This is a genomic window from Streptomyces sp. NBC_00631 (assembly GCF_045206895.1).
GTDB lineage: Bacteria > Actinomycetota > Actinomycetes > Streptomycetales > Streptomycetaceae > Streptomyces.
Window position 1 is genome coordinate 2,755,383 of sequence record NZ_CP107734.1, and the last position, 24,977, is coordinate 2,780,359.

27 protein-coding genes are annotated in these 24,977 nt (G+C 72.8%); 9 read left to right on the forward strand and 18 right to left on the reverse strand.

All coding sequences use genetic code 11. The features are described 5' to 3' along the window. The first annotated feature begins 25 nt into the window (after positions 1-25). Both OHB00_RS12625 and OHB00_RS12630 read left to right on the forward strand, forming a co-directional pair. The gene (locus OHB00_RS12625) at positions 26-1,423 is read left to right on the forward strand and encodes a CoA transferase (protein WP_406434270.1); all 1,398 of its coding nucleotides are present in this window, start codon (positions 26-28) and stop codon (positions 1,421-1,423) included. Positions 1,424-1,579: 156 nt separating this feature from the next. Further along, positions 1,580-2,581: a CopD family protein gene (locus OHB00_RS12630; RefSeq protein ID WP_406434272.1), complete on the forward strand. Its 1,002-nt coding sequence runs from the start codon at positions 1,580-1,582 to the stop codon at positions 2,579-2,581. A 47-nt stretch (positions 2,582-2,628) separates the two neighbouring features. Here the strand turns inward: OHB00_RS12630 and OHB00_RS12635 are convergent, their stop codons facing one another. From OHB00_RS12635 to OHB00_RS12670, 8 genes are all read right to left on the reverse strand, one after another. After that, entirely contained in the window at positions 2,629-3,675 is a 1,047-nt protein-coding gene (locus OHB00_RS12635) for a zinc-dependent alcohol dehydrogenase family protein (protein ID WP_406434274.1), read from the reverse strand. 36 nt (positions 3,676-3,711) lie between these two features. After that, a complete protein-coding gene (locus tag OHB00_RS12640; protein ID WP_406434276.1) occupies positions 3,712-4,377 on the reverse strand; it encodes a lysoplasmalogenase in 666 nt (221 codons plus the stop codon). Next, the gene (locus OHB00_RS12645; protein ID WP_406434278.1) at positions 4,374-5,240 is read right to left on the reverse strand and encodes a sterol desaturase family protein; all 867 of its coding nucleotides are present in this window, start codon (positions 5,238-5,240) and stop codon (positions 4,374-4,376) included. The genes OHB00_RS12640 and OHB00_RS12645 overlap by 4 nt, the downstream gene beginning before the upstream one ends. Positions 5,241-5,350: 110 nt before the next feature. Continuing rightward, positions 5,351-6,064, reverse strand: a complete 714-nt coding sequence (locus OHB00_RS12650) for a VIT family protein (protein WP_406434280.1) — start codon at positions 6,062-6,064, stop codon at positions 5,351-5,353. A gap of 45 nt (positions 6,065-6,109) precedes the next feature. Beyond that, complete coding sequence (locus OHB00_RS12655) at positions 6,110-7,339, reverse strand: amidohydrolase family protein (RefSeq protein WP_406434282.1); 1,230 nt, start codon at positions 7,337-7,339, stop codon at positions 6,110-6,112. Further along, complete coding sequence (locus OHB00_RS12660; protein ID WP_406434284.1) at positions 7,336-8,622, reverse strand: amidohydrolase family protein; 1,287 nt, start codon at positions 8,620-8,622, stop codon at positions 7,336-7,338. Before OHB00_RS12660 ends, OHB00_RS12655 begins: the two co-directional genes overlap by 4 nt. 13 nt (positions 8,623-8,635) lie before the next feature. Next, a complete protein-coding gene (locus OHB00_RS12665; RefSeq protein WP_406434286.1) occupies positions 8,636-9,520 on the reverse strand; it encodes an SDR family NAD(P)-dependent oxidoreductase in 885 nt (294 codons plus the stop codon). Next, a complete protein-coding gene (locus OHB00_RS12670) occupies positions 9,520-10,314 on the reverse strand; it encodes an acetoacetate decarboxylase family protein (protein WP_406434288.1) in 795 nt (264 codons plus the stop codon). Before OHB00_RS12670 ends, OHB00_RS12665 begins: the two co-directional genes overlap by 1 nt. A 223-nt stretch (positions 10,315-10,537) precedes the next feature. On the opposite strand from OHB00_RS12670, the gene OHB00_RS12675 reads away from it, so the two are divergent. The 5 genes from OHB00_RS12675 to OHB00_RS12695 all read left to right on the forward strand — a co-directional run bounded on the left by OHB00_RS12675 (position 10,538) and on the right by OHB00_RS12695 (position 15,354). After that, on the forward strand, positions 10,538-11,536 hold the full coding sequence (locus tag OHB00_RS12675; protein WP_406434290.1) for a DEDDh family exonuclease: 999 nt from the start codon (positions 10,538-10,540) through the stop codon (positions 11,534-11,536). A gap of 113 nt (positions 11,537-11,649) precedes the next feature. Next, positions 11,650-11,883, forward strand: a complete 234-nt coding sequence (locus tag OHB00_RS12680) for a hypothetical protein (protein WP_089101588.1) — start codon at positions 11,650-11,652, stop codon at positions 11,881-11,883. Positions 11,884-11,941: 58 nt separating this feature from the next. After that, complete coding sequence (locus OHB00_RS12685) at positions 11,942-12,739, forward strand: SURF1 family protein (RefSeq protein ID WP_406434293.1); 798 nt, start codon at positions 11,942-11,944, stop codon at positions 12,737-12,739. Between the two features lie 69 nt (positions 12,740-12,808). Then, entirely contained in the window at positions 12,809-14,593 is a 1,785-nt protein-coding gene (locus OHB00_RS12690) for a glycoside hydrolase family 15 protein (RefSeq protein ID WP_406434295.1), read from the forward strand. Positions 14,594-14,598: 5 nt separating this feature from the next. Further along, on the forward strand, positions 14,599-15,354 hold the full coding sequence (locus tag OHB00_RS12695) for an SDR family oxidoreductase (protein WP_406434297.1): 756 nt from the start codon (positions 14,599-14,601) through the stop codon (positions 15,352-15,354). 45 nt (positions 15,355-15,399) lie between these two features. Here the strand turns inward: OHB00_RS12695 and amaP are convergent, their stop codons facing one another. Genes amaP through OHB00_RS12720 form a run of 5 tightly spaced genes read right to left on the reverse strand, consistent with a single transcriptional unit; the run spans position 15,400 to position 17,625 of the window. Beyond that, entirely contained in the window at positions 15,400-15,978 is a 579-nt protein-coding gene (gene amaP, locus OHB00_RS12700) for an alkaline shock response membrane anchor protein AmaP (protein WP_406434299.1), read from the reverse strand. A 4-nt stretch (positions 15,979-15,982) separates the two neighbouring features. Next, the gene (locus OHB00_RS12705) at positions 15,983-16,591 is read right to left on the reverse strand and encodes a DUF6286 domain-containing protein (protein ID WP_406434301.1); all 609 of its coding nucleotides are present in this window, start codon (positions 16,589-16,591) and stop codon (positions 15,983-15,985) included. After that, on the reverse strand, positions 16,591-16,950 hold the full coding sequence (locus tag OHB00_RS12710; RefSeq protein WP_406434303.1) for an Asp23/Gls24 family envelope stress response protein: 360 nt from the start codon (positions 16,948-16,950) through the stop codon (positions 16,591-16,593). The genes OHB00_RS12705 and OHB00_RS12710 overlap by 1 nt, the downstream gene beginning before the upstream one ends. Next, entirely contained in the window at positions 16,947-17,141 is a 195-nt protein-coding gene (locus OHB00_RS12715) for a hypothetical protein (RefSeq protein WP_406434305.1), read from the reverse strand. The genes OHB00_RS12710 and OHB00_RS12715 overlap by 4 nt, the downstream gene beginning before the upstream one ends. Before the next feature lie 19 nt (positions 17,142-17,160). Further along, complete coding sequence (locus OHB00_RS12720) at positions 17,161-17,625, reverse strand: Asp23/Gls24 family envelope stress response protein (RefSeq protein WP_406434307.1); 465 nt, start codon at positions 17,623-17,625, stop codon at positions 17,161-17,163. 87 nt (positions 17,626-17,712) lie between these two features. Here OHB00_RS12720 and OHB00_RS12725 point away from each other — a divergent pair, with 87 nt between their 5' ends. After that, positions 17,713-18,408, forward strand: a complete 696-nt coding sequence (locus OHB00_RS12725) for a nucleopolyhedrovirus P10 family protein (protein WP_406434309.1) — start codon at positions 17,713-17,715, stop codon at positions 18,406-18,408. 86 nt (positions 18,409-18,494) lie between these two features. Here OHB00_RS12725 and OHB00_RS12730 read toward each other — a convergent pair whose 3' ends face one another. The 4 genes from OHB00_RS12730 to OHB00_RS12745 form a co-directional block, all read right to left on the reverse strand. Continuing rightward, entirely contained in the window at positions 18,495-19,298 is an 804-nt protein-coding gene (locus tag OHB00_RS12730; RefSeq protein WP_406434311.1) for an enoyl-CoA hydratase/isomerase family protein, read from the reverse strand. Positions 19,299-19,426: 128 nt separating this feature from the next. Beyond that, positions 19,427-19,645 carry a helix-turn-helix domain-containing protein gene (locus OHB00_RS12735; RefSeq protein WP_046727957.1) on the reverse strand — a complete coding sequence of 73 codons (219 nt, stop codon included), beginning with the start codon at positions 19,643-19,645 and terminating at the stop codon, positions 19,427-19,429. Between the two features lie 361 nt (positions 19,646-20,006). Further along, positions 20,007-21,605 (reverse strand): ABC-F family ATP-binding cassette domain-containing protein, encoded by a 1,599-nt coding sequence (locus OHB00_RS12740; RefSeq protein WP_406434313.1) that lies wholly within the window; start codon positions 21,603-21,605, stop codon positions 20,007-20,009. 93 nt (positions 21,606-21,698) lie between these two features. Then, on the reverse strand, positions 21,699-22,538 hold the full coding sequence (locus tag OHB00_RS12745) for a hypothetical protein (RefSeq protein ID WP_406434315.1): 840 nt from the start codon (positions 22,536-22,538) through the stop codon (positions 21,699-21,701). A gap of 343 nt (positions 22,539-22,881) precedes the next feature. On the opposite strand from OHB00_RS12745, the gene OHB00_RS12750 reads away from it, so the two are divergent. Then, positions 22,882-23,295: a VOC family protein gene (locus tag OHB00_RS12750; protein ID WP_406434317.1), complete on the forward strand. Its 414-nt coding sequence runs from the start codon at positions 22,882-22,884 to the stop codon at positions 23,293-23,295. A 10-nt stretch (positions 23,296-23,305) separates the two neighbouring features. On the opposite strand, the gene OHB00_RS12755 is transcribed toward OHB00_RS12750, so the two are convergent. Next, positions 23,306-24,694, reverse strand: coding sequence for a hypothetical protein (locus OHB00_RS12755; protein WP_406434319.1), 1,389 nt, complete (start codon positions 24,692-24,694; stop codon positions 23,306-23,308). Between the last annotated feature and the right edge of the window lie 283 nt (positions 24,695-24,977).

A 24,977-nucleotide genomic window follows, 5' to 3' on the forward strand; every position in this document is an offset into this window, starting at 1 on the left:
CCAGTCAATAATGCATAGTGCAGTCATGACTGGAATCAAGTACGCATGGTCCGCGCTGGGCGGCGATCCGTCGCTGCCCGCGCGGGTCACGACCGTGACCCGCGCGGGCACGCTTCCGGCACACCTTCCGGTACGCCGGCTCGCCCGCGCCTGCGTCGGCGTGTGCGCGCTGGCCGCCGCCGAGCTGGGAGCACGGCGGACCGGGGCGGCCACGGTCCCCGCGGTCCGGGTGGACGACGGGGCCGTGGCGGCGGCGTTCACCAGTGAGCGGCACCTGCTGCTCGACGGGCGGGCGCCCGTACCGTTCGCCCCGCTGTCCCGGTTCTGGCGCGCGGCCGACGGGTGGGTGCGCACTCACGCCAACTACCCGCATCACAGGGCTCGGTTGCTGGGCGGGCTGGGACTGCCGGGAGACGCCTCCCCGGAGGACGTCGCGGCCCGGATCGCCGGGCGCCCCGCACTGGAGGTGGAGGACGCGGTCCTCGGTGCCGGCGGGCTCGCCGTGGCGCTGCGGTCGCCCGGGGAGTGGGCCGCGCACGAGCAGGCGGTCACTGTGGCCGCACGCCCCCTGGTCGAACGCGGTCACCCGGGCACGGCGCACGCGCGCGTGCTCCCGCCGCTCGACACCGGCGCCACTCCCCTGCTGCCCGCCGCCGGCCTGCGTGTCCTGGACCTGACCCGGGTCCTGGCCGGCCCGGTCGCCACCCGCACCCTCGGCCTGCTGGGCGCGGACGTCCTGCGCCTGGACGCGCCATGGCTGCCCGAACTCCCCGACCTGCACGCCGACACCGGCTTCGGGAAGCGCTCGGCGACGCTCGGCCTGACGACGGACCGGGCGGCCTTCGAGGAGCTGCTGGCCTCGGCGGACGTCGTGGTCACCGGCTACCGGCCGGGCGCCCTGGACCGGTTCGGGCTCTCCCCCGAGGCGCTGGCCGAGCGGCGGCCCGGGGTGGTCGTGGCCCAGGTGTCGGCATGGGGCGCGTACGGGCCCTGGGGCGGGCGGCGCGGCTTCGACAGCCTGGTGCAGGTCGCCACGGGCATCGCGGAGATCGAGGGCACGGCGGACCGGCCGGGCGCGCTGCCCGCGCAGGCGCTGGACCACGGCACCGGATACCTGCTGGCGGCAGGCGTGCTGCGGGCCCTGACCGAGCAGTCGTACGACGGCGGCAGCAGGTTCGTACGGCTGGCTCTGGCGCGGACCGCGCACTGGCTCATGACGGAGATGGCGGAGGAGAAGGCGGAGGCGGAGTCCGCGCCGGAGCGCGGCGAGCCGCACGAGGGGCCGGACGCCTGGCTCGCAGAGAAGGACAGCGCGCTGGGGCGGCTGCGGTACGCGCGCCCGCCGGTGTCCTTCGCGGGCGGCCCGGCCGACTGGGCGCGGCCGCCGGTGCCCTGGGGGTCGGATCCGGCCCGGTGGACATAGCCGCCCGGAGCGAAAGCGAGGGCGGACCGGGCGCGTTGCGCGCGACCGCGCGGGCCAGAGTGGCCAAAAACATATGAATGGGTGGTATGCCGGGCCGTCAGCTGTTTTCCTGTACTTGCCCGCTTCTGTCATGGCTGGTGGAGATCAGGGGGGCCGTTGACACGACCGACCGCCGAGGTGGCCGCCGGCGGCCTCGCGAGACGCCCCGGGACCTCGCGGGCCGTCGCCCTCCTGGTGCTGGCGGTGGTGGCCGCGCTGGTGCCGCTGCTCGGGCCGTCCGTCGCATTGCGGGGCACCGGTGAGGCCGCCGCGCCCGGGGTGGGCGGCATCGCCCTGCTGCGCGGGGTGCTGTTCGCCGCCCTGTGCCTGCCCGCCGGTGAGCTGTTCGTGGACCGGCTGGCCCGCCGGCTGCCGGACGCGCCGCCCGAACGGCCGCCCGACTGGGCGATGTTCGCGGCCGTCGCCGGTTTCGTCGCCGCGCTGGGGCTCGCCGCGGTCGTGTCCACGGGCAACCTCGTGCCGCGCTCTCTCGCCGACATCGACGTGGGCGGTCTCTACCGGTCGCCCGACGGCAAGTTGGCGCTGATCGAGGTGAACGCCTTTCTGCTGGCCGGTCTCTGCACCCGCTCGCGCCGCCCGGCGACCCAGGTGTGGCCGCTGGCGGCGGTGGCCGTCGCGGAGGCGCTGCGCGCGCATCCCGCGCCCGAGCACTACCCGTTACTCGGCTCCGCGCTGACGCTGGTGCATCTGACGTGCGCGACGCTGTGGGCGGGCGGGCTGCTGCACACGCTGCGCATGCTGCGCCGGTGGCGCGGCCGGGAGGCCGGGGCGGCGCTGCTCGGGCTCTACGCGCGCGTGGCGGCGGTCCTGCTCGCTGCCATCACCGCGACGGGCGTGTGGAGTTCGCTGCGGCGGATGCCCGCGGGCACGGTCCTGGAGCAGCTGACGACGACGGCGTACGGGCGCACCCTGCTGGCCAAGGTGATCCTCGTAGCCGCCGTCGCCGTGCTCGCGCTGTGGGCGCGGTTCCGGCTGCGCAGGGCGGCCGACCCACTGACCGCGTACGTCCCCGCGCGGGCCGAGGTGGCGGTACTGGGGGTGGTCGTGGCGGTGTCAGGGGTGCTGACGGCGCTGCCGCTGCCGATCAGGTGGACTTGATCAAGTGTTGATCGGAGCGTTGATTCACGCGTTGATCAGGCATTGACTCAGCCGTTGGTGACGAGCACCTTCAGGGCGGTCCGCTCGTCCATCGCCTTGTAGCCGTCGGGCACGCCCTCGATGCCGACGGTCAGGTCGAAGACCGGCGACGGGTCGATCGTGCCGTCGAGGACGTCGGGCAGCAGGTCGGGGATGTAGGCGCGGACCGGGGCGACACCACCGCGCAGGGCGATGTTCCGGTCGAACATGACGCCGAGGTCCAGGCCGGTGCCGCTGCCGTGCGGGACGCCGACGAAGCCGATCGCGCCACCGTCGCGGGTGATGTCGACCGCCGTCCGCATGGACTGCTCGGTGCCCACGGCCTCGACGACGGCGTGCGCGCCCTGGCCCCGGGTGAGCGCGCGGACGGCGTCCACGGCCGCGTCCCCGCGTTCGGCGACGACGTCGGTGGCGCCGAAGCGGCGCGCGATGTCGGTGCGGACCTCGTGCCGGCCCAGTGCGATGATCCGCTCGGCGCCCAGCCGCTTGGCGGCCAGCACGGCACACAGGCCGACCGCGCCGTCCCCGACGACGGCGACCGTGGCACCGGGGCGGGCGCCCGCGCCGAGCGCCGCGTGGTGGCCGGTGCCGAGGACGTCGGAGAGGGTGAGCAGGGCCGACAGCAGGTGGTCGTCGGAGGCCGCGTCCTTGGGCAGCCGGACCAGGGTGCCGTCGGCGAACGGGACGCGCACGGCCTCGCCCTGGCCGCCGTCGTACCCCACCGCCCCCCAGAAGCCGCCGTGTTCGCAGGACGTGGTCAGGCCCTCGCGGCAGTAGTCGCAGACGCCGTCGGACCACATGAAGGGGGCGACCACGAGGTCTCCGCGCCTCACCGTGCCCACCTCGGAGCCGGTCTCCTCGACCACGCCGAGGAACTCGTGCCCGATGCGCTGTCCCGGCTGCCGGGCCGCCTCGCCCCGGTACGCCCACAGGTCGCTGCCGCAGATGCAGGCGCGCAGCACGCGTACGACAGCGTCGGTGGGCAGCTGCACCACGGGCTCGGGCACGTCCTCCACGCGCATGTCGAAGGGGGCGTGGATGGTGGTGGCGCGCATGGCGAGGGTCCTTCTCGTACGGTGGCGTGGGGGCGCTCAGGGGGTGGTCGAGCGCACTTCACGGTACGCCGTGGCCGGTGCGGGGCGCGTGTCGAGGGTGCCCCGGACCAGCAGGAACTGTGCCGCCGCGTAGGTGAGCATGATCCAGAAGTCGGGTCGCGGCAGTTGCGGCCAGCCGGCGACGCCGGTCGCGATCAGGGAGTCGGAGAGCGTGAAGAGCGCGCCGCCGAACCCGGCGACCGGTCCGAGCCGGGTGCCGGCGGTGTACGCCATGGCGGTGAGCAGGGTGCTGTAGCCGGCCACGGGGACCCGCAGGCCGGTCGGCAGGTCCGGCCAGAGCAGGGTGACCAGGGTGACGAGGGCGACCCCGTAGACGAGGGCGAGGAGGCGCGCACGCGCGCGTGGCGGGCCCTGGCGGCGGAAGAGGCGGAGATAGCAGACGTGCCCGGCGGCGAAGGAGGCCATGCCCGCCATGAAGGCGGGACCGGCGCCGGAGAGGAGCAGGAGGTCGCCGCCCCAGCCGCACAGCAGGGCGGCGACGAGGAGCCGCGGGGCGCCCGCGCGGGCGGCGGACGCCGCGAGCAGGGGCATCAGGAGCACCTTGGCGGCGGCGTGTCCGGTGCGGAAGCCGACGGCCAGGCAGGCGAGGTCGAGGACGACGGCAAGGGCGAAGGCGGCGAGCAGCGCCCGGGACGCTCTCACGCTGCCACGGATTCCTCGGCCTGCTCCACGGCGGACGCCGGCGCCCAGCCCGGCCCCCGGAACACCCGCCCGGCCCGCTCCCGCCAACTGCGCGCGGCCTTGATGTCCTTGGCGATGGCGACGTACTCATGGGTGGCCACCTTGACGGGGTTGAACGTGTCGATGTTCTTGGTCAACCCGTACGCAGGGCGCTCGACCTCGGGCACCCAGGACCCGAACAGCCGGTCCCAGATGATCAGGATCCCGCCGAAGTTGCGGTCCAGGTAGCCCCCCTGGGAGGCGTGGTGCACGCGGTGGTGGGACGGCGTGTTGAACACGAACTCGAACCACCGGGGCATCCTGTCGATGCGTTCGGTGTGGATCCAGAACTGGTAGACGAGGTTGGCGGAGGAGCAGAAGGCGAGCGCGGCGGGGTGCACCCCCACGGCCACCAGCGGGACGTAGAACGGCCAGACGGTCAGCGAGGTCCAGGGCTGGCGCAGTGCGGTGGAGAGGTTGAACTTCTTGCTGGAGTGGTGGACGACGTGGCAGGCCCACAGGATGCGGATGACATGGTGACCGCGGTGGGACCAGTAGTAGAAGAAGTCCTGCGCGAACAGCATCAGCGGGACCGTCCACCACAGGACGGGAACTCGCAGCGGGGTCAGTTCGTAGACCGCCGTGTAGATCGCGACGATGGGGATCTTCCACACGAAGTCGAAGACGAGCGACCCGAGCCCCATGCCGATGCTCGTGGCCGCGTCCTTGGCCTGGTACCCGGCGGCGTCGTCGTCGGGATGGATGCGGTAGCTGATCACCTCGATCACGGTGAGCAGCACGAAGGCGGGTATCGACCACAGCACGACATCGGGCAGGTTCGGCATGGGGGCACCGTAGAACCGCTGGTCGGCCGCGGCTAGACGTTGTTACCCACAAGTATGAGGGGCGGTATGCGCTTGCTTGTTGGCGATCTCCGCCAACGGGCGGGCGGCCGCTAGACCCCCACCGCCCCCAGCAGACTCCCGGCCGCATAGGTGACTCCCATGGCCAGCGCCCCGCCCGCCATGTTCCGCAGCACCGCCGGTCCCGCGGCCGCCGCACCCAGCCGGGCGCTGCTCCACCCCGTCAGGACCAGGGCCGCCAGGACCGACCCCACCGTCACCGGCAGCCTCCAGTCCGCCGGCGGCAGGACGATCGCCAGCAGGGGCAGCAGCGCCCCCACCGTGAACGCCAGGAAGCTGGCGACCGCCGCGTTCCAGGGGTTGGTCAGCTCGTCCGGGTCGATACCGAGTTCCACGCGCGCGTGGGCACGCAACGCGTCCCGTTCCGTCAGCTGGACCGCCGCCTCGCGGGCCACCTCCCGGGTCAGGCCGCGGCGCTCCAGCAGTTCGGTCAGTTCCTCCAGTTCCGCCTCGGGCTGCTCCCTCAGCTCCCGCTTCTCCTGCGCCAGCGCGGCGAGTTCCGAGTCGCGCTGGGTGGACACCGAGACGTACTCCCCCGCCGCCATCGACATGGATCCCGCGAGCAGGCCCGCCAGGCCCGCCGTCAGCAGGGCGTTGCGGTCGGGCGTGGCGCCCGCGACGCCGACGACGATGCCCGCCGTCGACACGATGCCGTCGTTCGCGCCCAGTACGGCCGCCCGCAGCCAGTTGAGCCGGGAGCCGAGCGCTCCCCCGTGGGCCTCGTTGTCGTGCGTAGGTTCCGTCACAGCAGGGAGGATCGCACCCCGAGGCCCATGGGCACCGCACCGACGTCACCAGACCCGTACCGAGGCCCCCCGCGCGAACAGCGGGCTCGTCGCGTCCGCCGGAGGCTCCGGCAGCGGCTCGGCGATCTCCGCCACCGTCGGTCCGACCTTCGCCGCGATCGGGTCCAGGAGGTCCAGGTCGAAGCCGTAGACGCGGGCCGCGTTGCCGCCGAGCATGGCCGCGAGCTCGTCGCGCGGGACGCCGGCGAAGGCGAAGCGCAGGCCCTCCCTGGTGTACGGGTACGTCCCCTCGTCGTGCGGGTAGTCGCTGCCCCACATGATCTTGTCGAGGCCGATGCGGTCGCGCAGCGGCACCTCGTGCGGGCGCATGAAGCTGGCGCCGACGAAGCAGTTGTCCCGCCAGATCGAGGACGGCGGTTCGCCCATCGAGTCCGCCAGGCCTACCCCGAACTTCGACTCCGCCGTCGTCGCCCTGGTCGCCGCCGCCAGCATGCGGCCGTGGTAGTAGTCCAGCATGGCCAGGACGCCGGGGATCCAGCCGGAGCCCTGTTCGGTCAGGACCAGTCTCAGGTCCGGGTGGCGGCGGAAGGCGCCGCCGAAGACCAGGTGCCACAGCGCCCGGTGCGAGAACCAGGTCGTCTCGACCATGAAGACCGCGCGGGCGGCCGGTTCGTCGCCGAGCGGCGGGGAGGCCGAGCCCGCGTGGTGGTTGACCGGGACACCGAGTTCCGCGCAGACGGCCCAGATCGGGTCGTACACGCGCGCGTGCAGTTCGGGCAGGCCCGAGCCGGGCGGAGTGCCGGGGAGCATCAGACCGCCCTTCAGGCCGGCCCCGGCCGCCCAGCGGATCTCCTTCACGGCCTCCTCGACGTCGTTGAGGAGGATCTGGAAGACGCCCGCGCGGCGGCCGGGTGCGGCGGCGCAGAAGTCGGCCAGCCAGCGGTTGTGGGCGCGCAGGCCCGCCCAGCGCCGCTCGAACTCCGCCGCCGTCGGCGCGGGGGCCATGAGCGAGCCGGACGGGAAGAACGGCGGGATGGTGTTCGGGAAGATCACCTCCGCGACGATCCCGTCCTGCTCCAGCTCCGCGAGCCGCCGCCCGGAGTTCCAGTTCCGGTCCGCCGAGTCGGCGAGCAGGTCCTCGTAGGGGTTGACGTACGTCGCCGCCCACACGTCGAAGTCGTCGTGGTGACGCTTCTCCAGGTAGGGGCGGTAGTCGAGGAGGTCCGCCCCCGCGTGGCAGTCGGCCGAGATCACCGTGTAGCGGTCGTCGCTCACGACGTCACCCCCAGAGCCGGGAAGTCGTTGTCGGTCAGCCAGTGGCGGCCCACCTCGCGCGAGCGGGCCCAGGATGCCTCCACCGCCGTCTGGTCGGCCGGCTGGCCGAGGTCGGCAGGGGTGGGGCCGATACGCAGGGCGAGCTGGGTCAGACGGTCCACGTCGAAGCCGAAGGCCTCGGCCGCCGCGAGGCCGAGCATCCGGCGGGTCTCGGCCACCGGGATGTCGTGGAAGGTGCGGCGCAGCCACGCGCGCGTGTCGGGCCAGGTGCCCTCGGGGTGCGGGAAGTCGCTGCCCCACAGGATGTTGTCGACGCCGATCTCGTAGCGCTGGGCGAGTTCACGGCGCTTGGTGTTGGTGGCGCAGACGAAGACCTGCCGGTCCAGGTACTCGTGCGGCGGGCGTTTCAGTTCCCCGAAGGGGGAGAGTTTCTTGCCACCGTGCGCGCCGAGGTAGAGCCGGTCCATGAACCACAGCAGGTTCGGCAGCCACCAGCAGCCCGACTCGGCGACGCCGAAGCGCAGACCCGGGTGGCGTTCGAAGACGCCGGACCAGAGCAGGAACCACAGCGGGCGGGCCGGCCACCACGTCACCTCGCTGACGTAGATGCCGAGATGGTCGCCGTACTCCTCACGCGGGGCCGCCCCGGAGTGGGTGAGGACCGGCATCCCGCACTCGGCGGCCGCCGCCCAGACGGGGTCGTAACGGCGGTCGTGGTACGGCTCCTTGTCGACCCACATGGCGGGGATCATCAGCGCGCCGAGGCCGGACTCCTTCGCACGGTGGACCTCTGCTACCACGCGGTCGGCCGGGGCCGTGACCGGCAGCAGGGCGACCCCGCAGTGCCGTTCCGGGTGCTCCGACACGAAGTCCGCCAGCCAGCGGTTGTGGGCCCGGGCCCCTGCCATGCCCAGCTCCGGGTCGTGGTCCCCGGACAGGCCGAGGCCGACCCCGAACGGCGCCGCGGTCCGGCTGTCGACCGCGTCGGCGTCCGGGAAGACCACCTCGGCGGCCACCCCGTCGCCGTCCAGCTCCTTCAGCCGCTGCGCGGCGTCCCAGCCGCCGCGCAGTCCCTCCTCGTTGTCCCGGAACCACTTGGCCGCGAACGCCTCGTTGCGGATCCCGAGCCGGGTCATCTCCTCCCGGCGGCGGTCGCGCCCGGCGAGGAACTCGTCGAAGTCCCGGTGGAACCGGGCGTCCAGATAGGGCCGGTACTCCTCGGTGGGCAGCCCGGCGTGGCAGTCGGAGGAGATGATCAGATATGGGTCGTCGTACGCGGTCACCACTGCCCCCTGTTCAGTCCAGGATGAAGCTTTCGAGGTACGAGGGGTTCGTCCGGTCCAGCATCGAGCGCGCCCGCGCCCTGATCTGGGCGTCGCTGTGCTCGCTCTCCGGCAGCAGCCAGAAGCGGTCCGCGCGGATGCCCGCCACGACGAACTCGGCGACCTCCTCGACGGGCGTGAAGGCGACCTCCTTGCCCGCCTCGCGCATCGCGGCCTCCCACTGGTCGAGACTGCGGTACGGCGTCCTGCGCGGCCGTTCCTTGGCGTAGCGGCCCGGGCGGTTGCGGTGGGACTCCCACAGACCCGTGCGCAGCATGTGCGGCCCCGGGAAGAGCACCGAGGCGCCCACGCGCGCGTGCTCCGCTCTGAGATGGGCGTACAGGGACTCGGTGAGCGTGACGACGGCCGCTTTCGTGACCGCGTACACGGAAGCGGTGGGCAGTGGGGCGATACCGCCGTCGCCGGATGACGTATTGACCACATGGCCGGGGTGACCCGACTTGATCATCCTGGGCAGAAAGGCCTGGACGCCGTGGAAGACGCCCCACACGTTGACCTCGAACGCCCACTTCCAGTCGTTCGGTTCGTGCTCCCACATCCGGCCCTCGGCGCCCGAGCCGACCCCGGCGTTGTTGCACAGGACGTGCACCGCTCCGTAGGTGTCGTAGGCCGCCTCGGCCAGCTCCAGGACCTGTTCGCGGACGCCGACGTCGACCACGCGCGCGTGCACGTCGGCGCCCTCCGCGCAGAGCGCGTCGGCGGCCTTCTCCAGGGCGGCCGGCTCCACGTCGGCCAGGACCACTTTCAGCCCCTCGGCGGCGAACCGCCGGGCCATCGCGAGCCCGATCCCGCTCGCCGCGCCGGTGACGACGGCGACCTGTCCGGCACGGAGCTCCATCAGGCCTCGCTCCCTTCGGGCGGCGCGTCATGGATCTGGCGCGGGTCGTCGTAGCGCTGGTGGACGTACGGCAGCAGGGCCTGGGCGTCGACCCGCTCGGCGACCCGGCCGCGCTGGTCGCTGGACTTCTCGCCGAGGCTGAGGTCCAGCAGGCGCAGCACCGGCAGGTCGGCGACCGGGTCGTACGCCGACTCGCGGAGGATCACCTCCCCGGTGACACGTTCCAGCCGGCGGACCCTCTCCTCGCGTACGCAGTGCACCAGCAGCGGGTCCCCGTCGAAGCCCGAACCGTCCACCGCCGGGAGGAACTTGAAGTAGAAGTCGGTCTTCCGGGCGGGCTCGGGCAGCGGCAGCGGACCGTCGACGGTGCCACGCACCTCAACGAAGGCGACGCCGTGCCGGGCGAGGGACGCGCGGACGAGGTCGCCGTCGCGCTCGACGCTCACCTCGCCGAGCTTCTTGGGCTCACCGAAGACCTCGCGGCCGCCGGTGAGGGCGCGCTCGTGGGTCATCGGCATGACCAGCGGGTACCAGCCCTCAACCGTGCCGTGGGCGGCGGCGACCGCGAACGAGCCTGCGCCGAGCGGGTATCCGGGCAGCTCGACCTTGCTGATGTTGACGCGGGCCAGGGGCCGGCCGGCCGGTTTGAGCGGCGGCGGCAGGACGGCCGCGACCGCGTCCGGGTCGGTCTCCCAGACGGCCACCACCCCGGTGGACCAGACGTCCGGGAGCTTCGTGGTGCGGGCGGCCGCGATCTCCGCCTCGGTCCGAGCGCCGTACCGTACGCGTGCCATCCGCCGTACCGCCCTTCCGTCGACCCTCTGCGCGCCGGGCGGGGTGCACGCTTGCACCGGGCGGCGAAAAGGTCCATAGCCACGCGAAGGGCGATCAGGACAAAGTCCACCGCCGGGCGACGGGCCGTCAGGACGGACGAGCCGTCAGGACATTCGAACGAGCGGCCGCGGCAGGCGACCTGACGGACGGGGCTGTCGGTGCGGGCCCGTATCCTCAATGACCATGCTCGAAGACCGTACGACCGCAGTGTCCCCCGGCACCCCGTGGCCGGCCGCGTATCCCAAGGGCTATGCCGTCGTCGACGTGGAGACCACCGGACTGGCCCGGGACGACCGGATAATCAGCGCGGCCGTCTACCGGCTGGACGAGCGCGGCGAGGTCGAGGACCACTGGTACACGCTGGTCAACCCCGAGCGCGATCCGGGTCCGGTGTGGATCCACGGTCTGACGAGCGAGACCCTCGAAGGCGCGCCGCTCTTCACCGACATCGCCGAGGAGTTCTCGGCCCGGCTGGACGGCCGGGTGCTGGTCGCGCACAACGCGGTCTTCGACTGGCAGATGATCGCCCGCGAGTACGCGCGGGCGCGGCGCGAGGCCCCGGTACGGCAGCGGCTGTGCACGATCGCGCTCGCCAAGGAGCTGGCCCTGCCGCTGCCCAACCACAAACTGGAGACGCTGGCCGCGCACTTCGGTGTCGTGCAGCGGCGGGCGCACCACGCACTGGACGACGCGCGCGTGCTCGCGGAGGCGTTCCGGCCCAGTCTGCGGGCCGCGGCGGCGGGCAACGTACGGCTGCCGCTCCTTGAGTGCCGGCCGCTGGCGGAGTGGTCGGACACGCCCCGGATCGGGCCCCAGGCGAGCGCCGGGAACGGCGGATACGGCGGCTACCGGCCCAGCAGCTGGCGGCCGTCCCGCAAACGGCCGGCGTGCCCCTATCCGAACCCCGGGCGGTACGAGGACGGCAGCCCGCTGAAGCAGGGCATGCGGGTGGCGTTCTCCGGGGACACCTCGGTCGAGCGGGAGCTGCTGGAGGACCGGGCCGTCGAGGCCGGTCTGCACGTCTCCGCGAGCGTCTCGCGGCTCACCAGTCTGCTCGTCACCAACGACCCCGACTCGGGCACGTCGAAGGTCCTCAAGGCCCGTCAGTTCGGGACACCGGTGGTCGACGAGGCGGCGTTCGGGCAGCTGCTGCGGGACGTGGCGCCGGCCACGGAGAAATGACCGCGCCGGGGAGCCGTACACCCGTCCGCACGGTCCGTACGGACGGGTGATTGCCGTACGACTCGCCCGGCGCCCGCTCGCCCCCGCGCGGCCGACCGCCCACCCTGTGGCGCATGGCGAAATGCGAAGTATGCGGCAATGACTACGGAATGACCTTCGAGGTGCACGCGCAGGGCGCGGTCCATGTCTTCGACTGCTTCTCCTGTGCGATCCACCGCATGGCCCCGCTCTGCGAGCACTGCAAGGTCTCGATCATCGGCCAGGGCGTGGAGGCCGACAACCAGTGGTTCTGCGGCGCCCACTGCGCCCGCGAGGCCGGGAAGGCGGGCATCGTCGACCGCGTGTGACCCGGCCGACCCGGTACCCGCCCGTTCGCGCCCCACGACCGAGTTGTACGGTCGTGGGGTGTACCGCTTCCTGTTGACCCGGCAGTGGGTGATCCTCACCCTCATCTCGCTGCTTCTCATCCCCACCATGATCCGGCTGGGGTTCTGGCAGAAGCACCGGTACGAGGAGCGCAGCGCCCGCAACCAGCTGGTCGCCGAGGCGCTCGGCGCCAAGCCGGTGCCGGTCGAGCAGGTGACCGAGCCGGGGCACGCCGTGACGCGCAAGGAGCGGTACCACACGGTCACCGCGACCGGCACCTTCGACACCGCCGACGAGGTCGTCGTCCGCCGCCGTACCAACTCCGACGACGAGGTCGGCTACCACGTGCTCACCCCCCTCGTCCTGACCGACGGCAAGGTGCTGCTCGTCAACCGGGGCTGGATCCCGTCGGACGGCCCGAGCCAGACCGCCTTCCCCAAGATCCCGGCCCCGCCGGCCGGCAAGGTCACCATCCAGGGCCGGCTGATGCCCGACGAGACCACCGCGGCGAGCGGCATCAAGGACCTCAAGGGCCTGCCCGACCGGCAGATCATGCTGATCAACAGCGAGGAGCAGGCGCGCCGGCTCGGCAAGCAGGTGCTCGGCGGCTACATCGAGCAGACAGCGCCCCAGCCCAAGGGCGACACCCCGGAGCAGATCTCCGACCCGGGCAAGGAAGACGCCCCGCTGAACTACGCGTACATGATCCAGTGGTGGCTGTTCGCCGCGGGCGTCCCCTACGGTTTCTTCGTGCTGGTCCGTCGTGAGGCACGCGCGCGTGCCGAGGCAGCGGCGGAGCAGGAGACGGCCGCCGAAGCGGAACCGGCCGCCGTCTGAGAACGGCCACGTCACTCCCCCGGCCCTCCCCCCTGATTGGCCCCCCGGCCGGCAGGGAAACCGGCACCCGTGGACCGACGTATCGAGGACTACGCGCTCATCGGCGACGAGCAGACCGCGGCCCTGGTCGGCCGGGACGGCTCCATCGACTGGCTGTGCCTGCCCCGCTTCGACTCGGCAGCCTGCTTCGCGAGGCTCCTGGGCGACGAGGACCACGGCCACTGGCGGATCGCCCCCCGAGGCGCCACCACCTGCACCCGGCGCGCCTACCGCCATGACACCCTGGTCCTGGACACCGAGTGGGAGACCGACGAGGGCACGGTCCGCGTCACCGACCTGATGCCGCAGCGCGACCGGGCGCCCGACGTCGTACGCATCGTCGAGGGCGTCAGCGGCCGCGTCACGATGCACAGCACGCTGCGGCTCCGCTTCGACTACGGCTCGGTCGTGCCCTGGATGCGCCGCTCCGGCGGCCACCGGGTCGCCGTCGCCGGGCCCGACGCGGTGTGGCTGCGCAGCGATCCGTCCGTACGCACCTGGGGCGAGGACTTCGGCACGCACTCGGAGTTCAGCGTCGCCGAGGGCGAGCGGGTCGCGTTCGTGCTCACCTGGCATCCCTCGCACGAGCAGCGGCCGCCGCTCACGGACGCGTACGAGGCGCTGCGCGCCAGTGTCACCGACTGGCGGCGCTGGACCGCCCGCTGCACCTACGACGGCCCCCACCGGGACTCGGTCGTCCGCTCTCTGATCACCCTCAAGGCGCTCAGCTACGCGCCGACCGGCGGCATCGTCGCCGCGGCCACCAGCTCGCTGCCCGAGGAGCTGGGAGGGGTGCGCAACTGGGACTACCGCTTCTGCTGGCTGCGTGACTCCACCCTCACCCTCGGCGCCCTGCTCGCCGCCGGCTACCGCAAGGAGGCCGAGCGCTGGCGCGACTGGCTGGTCCGCGCGGTCGCCGGCGACCCGGCGGACCTGCAGATCATGTACGGCCTCGCGGGTGAGCGCCGGCTGCCCGAGTTCGAACTGGACTGGCTGCCCGGCTTCGCCGGCTCCCGCCCGGTGCGCGTCGGCAACGGTGCCGTCGACCAGCTCCAGCTGGACGTGTACGGCGAGGTGATGGACTCGCTGTCGCTGGCCCGCACCGCCGGTCTGCCCACCAAGCCGCACATGTGGTCCATCCAGTGCGCGCTGATGAAGTTCCTGGAGAAGGCCTGGCGGCAGCCGGACGAGGGCCTGTGGGAGGTGCGCGGCGGCCGCCGCCACTTCGTGCACTCCAAGGTGCTGGTGTGGGTGGCGGCGGACCGCGCGGTACGGACCCTGGAGGAGCACGCGGACCTGGAGGGCGAGCTGGAGGGCTGGCGCGCGTTCCGTGACGAGGTGCACCGGGAGGTGTGCGAGAAGGGGTACGACCCGAAGCGCAACACCTTCACGCAGTACTACGGCTCCCGTGAGCTCGACGCCGCGCTGCTGCTGATCCCGCGCGTCGGCTTCCTGCCGCCGGACGATCCCCGGGTGGTCGGCACGGTCGACGCGATCCGCGACGACCTGGGCCACGGCGGGTTCCTGCGCCGCTACGACACCGACGCGATCGGCGTCGACGGGATGCCCGGCGGCGAGGGCGCCTTCCTGGCCTGCTCGTTCTGGCTCGCCGACGCGCTGCACATGACGGGCCGCACCGACGAGGCGAAGGAACTGTTCGAACGGCTGGTGGGCCTCGTCAACGACGTGGGGCTGCTGTCCGAGGAGTACGACCCGGAGACCGGGCGTCAACTGGGCAACTTCCCGCAGGCGTTCAGTCACATCGGTCTGGTGAACACCGCCCTCACGCTCTTCGACGGCGAGCAGGCAGGATAGGGACCATGGATCTTGGGCTGAAGGACCGGGTGTACGTCGTCACCGGAGCGACCCGCGGGCTGGGTCACGCGGCCGCGCGCGAGCTGGTCGCGGACGGGGCGAAGGTCGTGGTGACCGGGCGGGACGAGAAGCGGGCCGCCGACGTGGCGGCCGAGCTGGGGCCGAACGCGGTGGGCGCGGCTGTCGACAACGCGGATCCGTCGGCGCCGGAGCGGCTGATCGCGATCGCGCGTGAGCGGTTCGGCGGGTTCGACGGCATCCTCGTGAGCGTGGGCGGGCCTCCGGCCGGGTTCGTCGCCGACAACACGGACGAGCAGTGGCAGACCGCGTTCGAGTCGGTGTTCCTGGGGGCCGTGCGACTGGCCCGCGCGGCCGCGGCCGAGCTGGAGGACGGCGGGGTCATCGGGTTCGTGCTGTCCGCGTCGGTGTACGAGCCGATTCCCGGGCTGACCATCTCCAACGGGCTGCGGCCGGGGCTGGCCGGGTTCGCCAAGTCGCTGGCGGACGAGCTGGGGCCGCGCGGGATCCGGGTGGTGGGGTTGCTGCCGTCCCGGATCGACACGGACCGGGTGCGGGAGCTGGACGGCATGTCCGCCGACCCCGAGGCGACGCGGGCCGAGCACGAGTCGCGGATTCCGTTGCGGCGGTACGGGGCTCCGGAGGAGTTCGGGCGGGTGGGGGCGTTCTTGATGTCTCCGGCGGCTTCTTATCTGACCGGGATCATGGTGCCTGTGGACGGGGGGATGAGGCACGGGTTCTGACGGTCGGTGCTTCGGGTGCGGGTGCGTGGGAGCTTGACGGCGTTGTCAAGTGACCCTCTCCGCACGGTGCTTCACTGACGTCAGTCGGACTTCTGCGGGCAGCTTCTCCAGCGCCGCCGAGTTCCGGGCGTGGGTCAGTGCCTGGTTCGTCAGGTCCCTCAGAGCCGTCTCCGGGGCCACGTCCGGCTCCAGTTGCAGCCACACCCGTACCTGCGGAGCCGTACGCGTGCCCCTCAGGACCGCCTCGGCGTGGGAGACGCCCTCCTGGTGGGCGGCGTCCGTCGCCAGGACCGTCTCCAGGGCCCTGCCGCGCAGCAACGCGTCCTCGCCGTCTCCGGTGTCCACCAGGACCTCGGTCAGGCGGCGTCGGCGCAGTTGCGCGGTCAGCCACCAGAGGGCGAGAAGGAACAGGACGGCCAGGGCGGCCAGGACCGTCGGCCACCACCAGCCCGCGGCACGCCAGTGGGTGCGCTCGGCCTGGGTGAGCAGGACGTCGTGGCGGCCGTCGTGGATCCACCAGGACGGGGGCGGGGCGCCGAGGCCGACGGCCAGGACCGAGCCGCCGAGGGTGAGGAGCAGGAGGCCCGCGAGGGCGATCAGTACGCGGTTGACGGTGCCGAGCACAACGTCACCCCTTCCGGCCGGGGCGGATCACGTGCAGGGTCAGCGTGGGCGGGCGGGCCAGCCCCATGGCGCGGATCGCGTCGGCCAGGGAAGCCTCCAGGTCACCGCGTACGTCGTCGAGTTCGCGGAAGTGGGAGACGGCGAGGACATGGGCGCGGGAGCGGTGCAGTCGTACCCGCACCCGGCGCACGCCCGAGATCTCCATGGCCCGGTCGCGCAGCACCATGGCGGCCGCGTCCCGGCGCAGCCCGGCGCGGACGTCGGGGTGGGTGCGGCGCATCGGCAGGAGGTCCCGCATGCCGGGCGTGACGGCCAGGACCAGCAGCCACAGGCCCAGGGCGGTGGTGATGCCCGCGCCCACCAGGACCCAGGTGCCGTCCAGGGGCTGCGCCGCGAGTCGGCGGGCCAGTTCGCGGCGCCAGCGCATGGCGGGGTGGTGGGCTCGTACGGCCGCGATGTCGTAGAGGAAGGCGCCCGCGATCACCAGGACGAGGACCGCGACCAGGGCCGCGGGGGCGCGGCGCGGGGACCAGAAGCGGGGCGCGTGACCGGCCGGGGGTGCGGCGGCCGGTGGCGGCGGCTTCTCGATGACCGGTGTCTGTTCGGCGCTCATCAGGCCCTCCCCTGGGTCTGGGCCGGGTGCAGCCGTTCGACGTGAACGGCGACCTCCCGGACGTCCATGTCCACCAACGCGCCTACCCGCTCGACCACATGCCGACGCACGGCCGCGCAGCGGGCGCCGATGTCCGACGGATAGTCCAGTTCCAGGTGGACCCGGACGCGGGCCGTGTCATGGTGGGTGACCACGGTGGCGTGCGGGGGTACGGCGTCCTTCGGGAGCGGGCCGAGCGCCTCGCGGGCCGCCTGTCCGGCGATCTTCGCCACCACCCGGTCGGCGATCCGGAGGTCACCGCGCTCGCCGGGCGCCACGACGGTCAGGGCGCCACGCGTCTCACCACTCGCGGAGGTCATCGCCGGCGGCCACGCCGGTCGTCGCGGGTACGGAAGAAGTCGCCGAGTTCCAGGTCCCCCTCCGCGAACCGGCCGACGACGAACCCGACGGCCCCGAGTGCCGCCACCAGCAGAAAGGCACCGAACCCGCCGAAGTACCCGGCGAAGCCCAGCGCCATGCCGGCGATCATGCCGACGACGGCCATGCTCATGGTGCGCTCCCCTCAGCGGTCACTGGAGCCGGGACTCCGGTTCCTCGTCCTGTTCCTCCGGGAGTGTCACATCACTCACCGCGATGTTGACCTCGACCACTTCGAGCCCGGTCATGCGCTCCACGGCGGCGATCACGTTCTCCCGGACCGCGCGGGCCACGTCGGCGATCGACACGCCGTAGTCCACGACGATCTCCAGGTCCAGCGCGGTCTGCACCTCGCCGACCTCGGCCTTCACGCCCCGGGACACGGACTTGGAGCCGCCGGGCACCCGGTCGCGGACGACACCGAAGGTGCGGGCGAGGCCGCTGCCCATCGCGTGCACGCCCACCACGTCCCGGGCCGCCAGTCCGGCGATCTTCTCCACGACTCCGTCGGCGATCGTCGTCCGCCCCCGGGTCGCCGGGTCGCCGCCGCCCCGTCTGACGGTCTTGCGGGTCTGTACCGTCGGGTCCTTCTCGGGCTCAGCCGCCATCTCGGTCATCGCCGTGCGTCCCTTCCCGTCCTCGTCCTGCGACCAAGGTACGTGCGGATGTCCTGTCGTGCCCCGAAGATGCGGCAGGCTGGAGCAATGACGGCGGACCGACGGACAGGCACGGTACGGCACCCTCTGGGCCTGGGCAGGCTGCTTCCGCTGGGCGGCCCGCACGACGGGGCCTGGCTCACGCAGGCGGCCGCGGACGCGGTCCTGCGGCGGGCGGCGGGCGAGGTGGCGGGGGTGCGGCTGGGTGCGGTGCGGATCGCTCTGGCGGATCCGGCGGACGTGGCGGAGGCCGTCGTACCGGCACCGCCCGGTGCGGTGCCGCCGGGTCCGCTGCGGCTGTCGGCGGACTTCGCGGCGACGGCCGCCGAGCCCCTCCCGGCGACGGCGTCCCGGCTGCGCCGGACTCTGGCGGCGGCCACGGGACGGCTCGGGCTGGCGGTGACCGAGGTGGACCTGCGGGTGACCGACCTGCTGGTGGAGGAGACGGCGGAGCCGGAGGCCGTACCCGCGCCTCGGCCGCCGTCCGTCCGGGCGGCGGCGGATCCCGAGGAGGCCCGGGTGGTGGCGGCGGCGCTGGGAGTGCCGGGGGTGGCGCGGGTGACCGGGGCGCTGAGCCGCCAGGTGCACTTCGACGCCGCCCTGCCCCGCAGGCACGTCCGGGTGGAGGTGGCGCTGACCGACGGCCCACGGGCGGTGGAGGTGGCCCGGCGGGTCCGCGCGGCGGTCGGCGAGGAGCTGGGCGATCAGCCGACCGTGGCTGTACTGGTGACAAGCGTCGCCTGAAACACGCCCCTTCAGGGGCGCGGGGCTGTGCCGACATGCGGCTGTCGCCGCGTGGGCGCGAGCAACCCCCACCGGCCCGCGGTCAACTACTCGCCCACCCCCGCGAGGTCCCGCAGCCGCCGAGCCTGAGCCTGCCGCTCCGCAGCCCGCTGCTCGTCATACGTACGACCGCCGGCACCCCGCAGCAGCGCCTTCGTCTCCACCACGGCGTCCCGCGGCGCAGCCAGCAGCGCGCCGGCCAGGTCGCGCACCGCCGCGTCGAGGTCGCCCACCGGTACGGCAACGCTCGCCAGCCCGGAAGCCACCGCTTCCGCGGCCTGGACGTACCGTCCGGTCGCGCAGATCTCCAGTGCGCGGGCGTAGCCCACCAGCGAGACGAGCGGGTGCGTGCCGGTCAGGTCGGGCACCAGCCCGAGGCTCGTCTCGCGCATGGCGAACTGCACGTCGTCGGCGACGACGCGCAGGTCACACGCGAGGGCCAGCTGGAAGCCGGCCCCGATGGCGTGTCCCTGCACGGCGGCGATCGACACGATGTCGCTCTGCCGCCACCAGGTGAACGCCTCCTGGTATTCGGCGATGGCCGCGTCGAGCTCGGCGTCGCCGCGGCGTGCGAGCTCGATGAAGGTCGGTTCTCCCGGGATCCCCTCCGGCGTGAACATCTGCCGGTCGAGGCCCGCGGAGAAGGACTGGCCCTCACCGCGCAGCACGACGACCCGGACCGACCCCGGCAGTGACCGCCCGGCCTCTGCCAACGCCCGCCACAGTGCGGGGCTCTGGGCGTTGCGCTTGGCCGGGTTGGTCAGCGTCACCGTGGCGAGCGCGTCGTCGACGGTGAGCCGTACGCCGTCCTTGTCGAGAACAGGAACGAGGTCCTGGTCGGGCGAAGCCATGGGGCGCCTCCGATGTGTGCGGTCATCACGCATTGCCGTACGGCATGCTAAGTGACTGCACAGTAACCACCCGGCCGATCACTCGACCGACCGGGTGGCCACCATCGAAGCCGATGGGCCGCCCGGGGTCAGGACGCGGCTTTCTTGCCCCGCGTCGCCCCGCCACGCCCACGCAGCGTGACACCCGACTCGCTGAGCATCCGGTGGACGAAGCCATACGAGCGGCCGGTTTCCTCGGCCAGTGCCCGAATGCTCGCACCGGAGTCGTACTTCTTCTTCAGGTCTGCCGCGAGCTTGTCGCGCGCGGCGCCGGTCACCCGGCTGCCCTTCTTCAGAGTCTCGGCCACCCGTGCCTCCTCATGGGAAGTGCGCTCTGGTCCCCTCATGATCACCCCTCCGGGGCGCGATGGCCACCCATTCGGCAAGGTCCGTGAGACATCGTTGTGACGACAGGAGCGCATCCCCACATGCGGAATCTGTGATTCCGCCGCGGGCCGTCCGTGCGGCCGAACGGGTACTTCCGTGAAGTGCCAGGTCAGGCGCAGAAAGCGGCCAACCCCTTGTCGACAAAGGGGTCGGCCGCGAAATCGATGTAGGACACACCTCGATACGAGGAGATCTCACACAGATGATGGATCACCGATAGGCCGAATGATCCATAGCCAGTGGATCAGGCATTCGATCAAACGACGGCGACGAGACCGGATCTCAGGCGAGGGCGACGAGATCCGCGTAGTCGGCGCCCCAGAGGTCCTCGACGCCGTCGGGCAGCAGGATGATCCGCTCGGGCTGGAGCGCCTCCACGGCGCCCTCGTCGTGGGTGACGAGGACGACCGCGCCCTTGTAGGTGCGCAGGGCGCCGAGGATCTCCTCGCGGCTGGCGAGGTCGAGGTTGTTGGTCGGCTCGTCCAGCAGCAGGACGTTCGCGGAGGAGACGACCAGCGTGGCGAGGGCCAGGCGGGTCTTCTCGCCGCCGGAGAGGACGCCGGCCGGCTTGTCGACGTCGTCGCCGGAGAACAGGAACGAGCCCAGCACCTTGCGGACCTCCACGAGGTCCAGGTCGGGGGCCGACGAGCGCATGTTCTCCAGGACCGTGCGCTCCGGGTCCAGGGTCTCGTGCTCCTGGGCGTAGTAGCCGAGCTTGAGGCCGTGGCCCGCGATCACCTCACCGGTGTCGGGCTGCTCGACACCGCCGAGCAGCCGCAGCAGGGTCGTCTTGCCGGCGCCGTTGAGACCGAGGATGACGACCCGCGACCCCTTGTCGATGGCCAGGTCGACGTCGGTGAAGATCTCCAGGGAGCCGTACGACTTCGACAGACCCTCGGCGGTCAGCGGGGTCTTGCCGCAGGGCGCGGGCTCCGGGAAGCGGAGCTTGGCGACCTTGTCGGAGACGCGGACGGCGTCCAGGCCGGCCAGCAGCTTGTCGGCGCGGCGGGCCATGTTCTGCGCGGCGACCGTCTTGGTGGCCTTGGCGCGCATCTTGTCGGCCTGCGAGTGCAGCGCGGCCGCCTTCTTCTCGGCGTTGGCGCGCTCCCGCTTGCGGCGCTTCTCGTCGGCCTCGCGCTGCTGCTGGTAGAGCTTCCAGCCCATGTTGTAGACGTCGATCTGGGAGCGGTTGGCATCCAGGTAGAAGACCTTGTTCACGACCGTCTCGACCAGGTCGGCGTCGTGGGAGATCACGATGAAGCCGCCGCGGTAGGTCTTCAGGTAGTCGCGCAGCCAGACGATCGAGTCCGCGTCCAGGTGGTTGGTCGGCTCGTCGAGCAGCAGGGTGTCCGCGTCGGAGAACAGGATCCGGGCCAGCTCGATACGGCGGCGCTGGCCGCCGGAGAGGGTGTGCAGAGGCTGGCCGAGCACCCGGTCGGGCAGGTTGAGCGCGGCGGCGATGGTGGCGGCCTCGGCCTCGGCGGAGTAGCCGCCCTTGGTGAGGAACTCGGTCTCCTGGCGCTCGTACTGCTTGAGCGCCTTCTCGCGGGTGGCGCCCTGGCCGTTGGCGATGCGCTGTTCGTTCTCGCGCATCTTGCGCAGCAGTACGTCGAGGCCGCGCGCGGAGAGGACCCGGTCGCGGGCCAGGACGTCGAGGTCTCCGGTGCGGGGGTCCTGGGGGAGGTAGCCGACCTCGCCGGAGCGGGTGACGGTGCCCGCGGCCGGGATGCCCTCGCCGGCCAGGACCTTGGTGAGGGTGGTCTTGCCTGCGCCGTTCCGGCCGACCAGGCCGATGCGGTCGCCCTTGGCGACCCGGAAGGTGGCGTTCTCGATGAGGATGCGGGCACCGGCGCGCAGCTCGATACCGGAGGCGGAGATCACGGACAGACTCCAGGGCGTACGGGTTTTTGACGGGTGGACGGCTGAGGACGTTCCCGCCGTCTAATGCGCGAGGAGAATGGCCATGGGACAAGTCTAACGGGGCGGCGCAAGCGCTTTTTCGGTGCGCGGGTGTTCGGGACGCCCCGCGCGGGGCGGGTCGTTGCCCAGCGGTGTGCGGTGCGGAGCGATTCCGCCCAGGTCGTCCACGGCGACGAGCTGCGCGGTCCAGGCACCGTGCACGCAGGGCTGGGCGACGAGCAGGGCGGAGCCGTGACGTACGGCACGTTCGGGGCGGAACGCGCAGCCCGCGCGGGCGGGCAGCACCCAGCGCAGGTCACCGTCGCCGGTGCGGTACGCCGCGATGCGGGCCGGGGTCACGATCGCGAGGATGCCGCCGTCCAGGAGCCGCAGGACACCGGCGCCGCCCCGGGCGCGCAGCCAGCCGGTCGCGGCGGGCAGGGCGCGGTGCCAGCGCACGGAGCGGCCGTCGGTGTCGGTGACGAGCCCGTCGTCCCAGACGGTGATCGCCTGCCCGCGCGTGGGCAGCACGCTGAGCGGGCGGCGGCCCACGCGGGCGTACCTCCACCGCAGGGTCCGCCCGTCGTACGCCTCGACGAGGTCGCCACGCGCGCGTGCGCCGGGCGCGGGCGGGCCGGGCGTGAGGTGGTCGCCGTACGGGGCGGGGCGGATCCGGTGGGCGCCTGTGACGAGCAGGAGCACGGCCGCGAGGAGGAGAGCGAGGGCGAGGAGGCCCTTGAGGGGGGTGCGGGCGGGGTGTCCTCCCGGGAGGCCGGACGGAGGCTGCCTCGGGACGGCGGTCGGATTCCGGTGCCGGACGGCGGTCGGAGTCCCGTGCCGGACGGCGGTCGGAGGCTGCTCCGGGCGGTCCTCCGTGTCGGACGGCTCGGTCCTCCCGTGCTGCAGAACGGCCACCCCTCACTCCTTCGGAGCCCGGTCGGGCGCCTCTGTGCCTGCGTCAGGCGCAGAGCGTAGCCACGCCCGTGACGAGCGGGCGGACGTGACGCGGGGGCGGGGCGGGACGTCGCCCGTTCGGGCGGCGCGAGCAGACGGCAGTCCCCCCGGTGGCATGTACCGCACCTCACGGGCTCGTTGAGAGGTCGCGGTCCGACCGAGAAGCAGCCGGCCGGCTGCTTCCGATGAGGCGCTGACCTGCAACGTCGGTCCGGGCCTGAGGCGTTGTCAGTGCCGGGTGCAAGACTGGGGACCAGGCCGGAACGACGGCTTTCGGGGACCGACGCACAAGGGAGTGATCGGGATGGCGGGCACGAGTGGCGGGCGGCCGAGCATCTATCCGTCGCTGCTGTACACGGACGCGAAGGCGGCGATCAAGCAGCTGACGGAGGCCTTCGGCTTCACCGAGCTGTCGGTGTACGAGGGCGAGGACGGCATGGTGCTCCACGCCGAGCTGGTGCAGGGCAACGGCGCGATCATGCTGGGCTCCAAGGGCCGCGGCGGCCGGTTCGACGCGGCGATGGAGGGCGCGGGCCCGACGGGGGTGTACATCGTCGTGGACGACGTCGACGCACACCACCAGCGCGCCGCGGACCACGGCGCCGAGATCCTGATGCCCCCGACGGACCAGGACTACGGTTCGCGGGACTACATGGCCCGGGACGTCGAGGGCAACATCTGGAGCTTCGGCACGTACGCCCCGGAGATAGCCGCCTGATCCGGCATCCCTAACCGCCGGTGTGCACCTGGAAGGCGGCCCGGCGGACGGCTTTGGCCAGTGCCGGGTCGGGGTGGGCGGCGGCGAGCGCGACCAGGACCTGCACCGTGCGCGGGTGACCGACCGCGCGCACCTCGTCGAGCAGCGCGGGGACGGTGGGCTGCAGTGCCGACTCAAGGTGGCGGACGAGCAGCGGTGCCTCACCGTGGTCGGCGACCGCTGCGGCCGTGTCCACCCAGAGCCAGGTCGCCTCTTCCCGGGTGAGCACCTCGTGGGCGTCCTCGGGGTCGACCCCGTCGTGCTCGGCCAGCCACAGCAGGGCATAGGGCCGCAGGGTCGGCTCGTCGACGACCGCGCGGACGTCCGGTTCGGCGGGGGCGCCGACGACCCGCAGCGCCTCGAAGGCGAGGCCGCGCAGCAGGGCGTCCTCGCCCCGGGCGGCGTCGACGAGTTCGGTGACGGCGCCGCCGACGGGGCGGGCGGCGAGCCAGGCGCGGTACTCGGCGCGGGCCGCGTTGGGGCGCAGCTGGGCGCAGCCGCGCAGCATCTCCTCGGCGGCGACCTCGATGTTCCCGGCGGGGCTCTGCGCGGCGACGCAGATCTGCTCCAGCTTGACCCAGACCGCCCAGCTGCCCAGCGGGGTGAGGGTGGCCTGGCCGTCTCCGTAGGTCAGCGCGCCGACGGAGGCGAGGGCGTGCAGGGACCAGTCGAGGAGGGGGGCGAGTTCGGCCTCGTCGGCGGGGGCTGGGTCCTCGGCCGGGACGTGGGCGGCCGGGGCGGCGTCGGCGGAGCGCACGGCGGCGAGGGGCTTGGCGGTCCCGGTGCCGTTCTCCGTCTCGTAGGGGACCTCGCAGCGTTCGGTGCGCAGTTCGGTGACCCGCTGTCCCAGCAGATCCAGGAGCTGCTCGACCGGGACGGGACCGGCGGACAGCTGGAGGAAGGAGAGCACCTGGGGCATGGCCGAGACGACCTCGGCGACGGCGGCCGGCTCGAACTCCGCGGGCTCCGGGTGAGCGAGCGACCACGCGTCGAAGAGGGCGACCCAGCCGCGCAGCACGGCGCTGTCGTCCCGGTCCCAGGCGCGCAGGCGCCAGCCGGGACGCGCGCTGTCGCCGTGCACCTCCACCAGACCGGCGAGGCGGGCGGTGTCCCAGTCGGCGCGGACCTGAGCGACGGTCAGGCCCAGGTCTTCGGACGCGCGTTCGGCGGACGCGTCGGACAGGGTGGCCTTGCCGTCGGCGGTCGCGCCGTCGCTTCCGGGCCCGAGTGCGGCGTCGGCCCAGTGGGCGACGCGGGCCGCGCCGGCCAGGCCGGAGCGTGCCATTCTGGCCAGCTCGGCGGGGGCCGGGGTGCCCTCCGGCGGGCGGGGTGCGGGGCGGCGCGCGGGCCGCTGGTTCATCGCTCGGGGGGCGGCGGCCAGGGGTCGCGTTCGGACGAGTCGAAGCCTTGAGTCGCGCGGGATACGGGACGTCACGGGTGCAGTCTTCCGGTTGACGGTCCGAAAACCCAAACGGAATGTCACGGCGGGCGACGGGGCTGGCCAACGCACGGGGTGGGAGGGGAGGCGAGGAGACGTGTTCAGGCCAGTGGTACGGGCTTAAACGGAACCTTTGGAACCGGCCGGAATCGGGGTCTCCGGCTTGTGACGAGGAGCGGCCGGGGAGGCGGAGGGGAAGGACCGG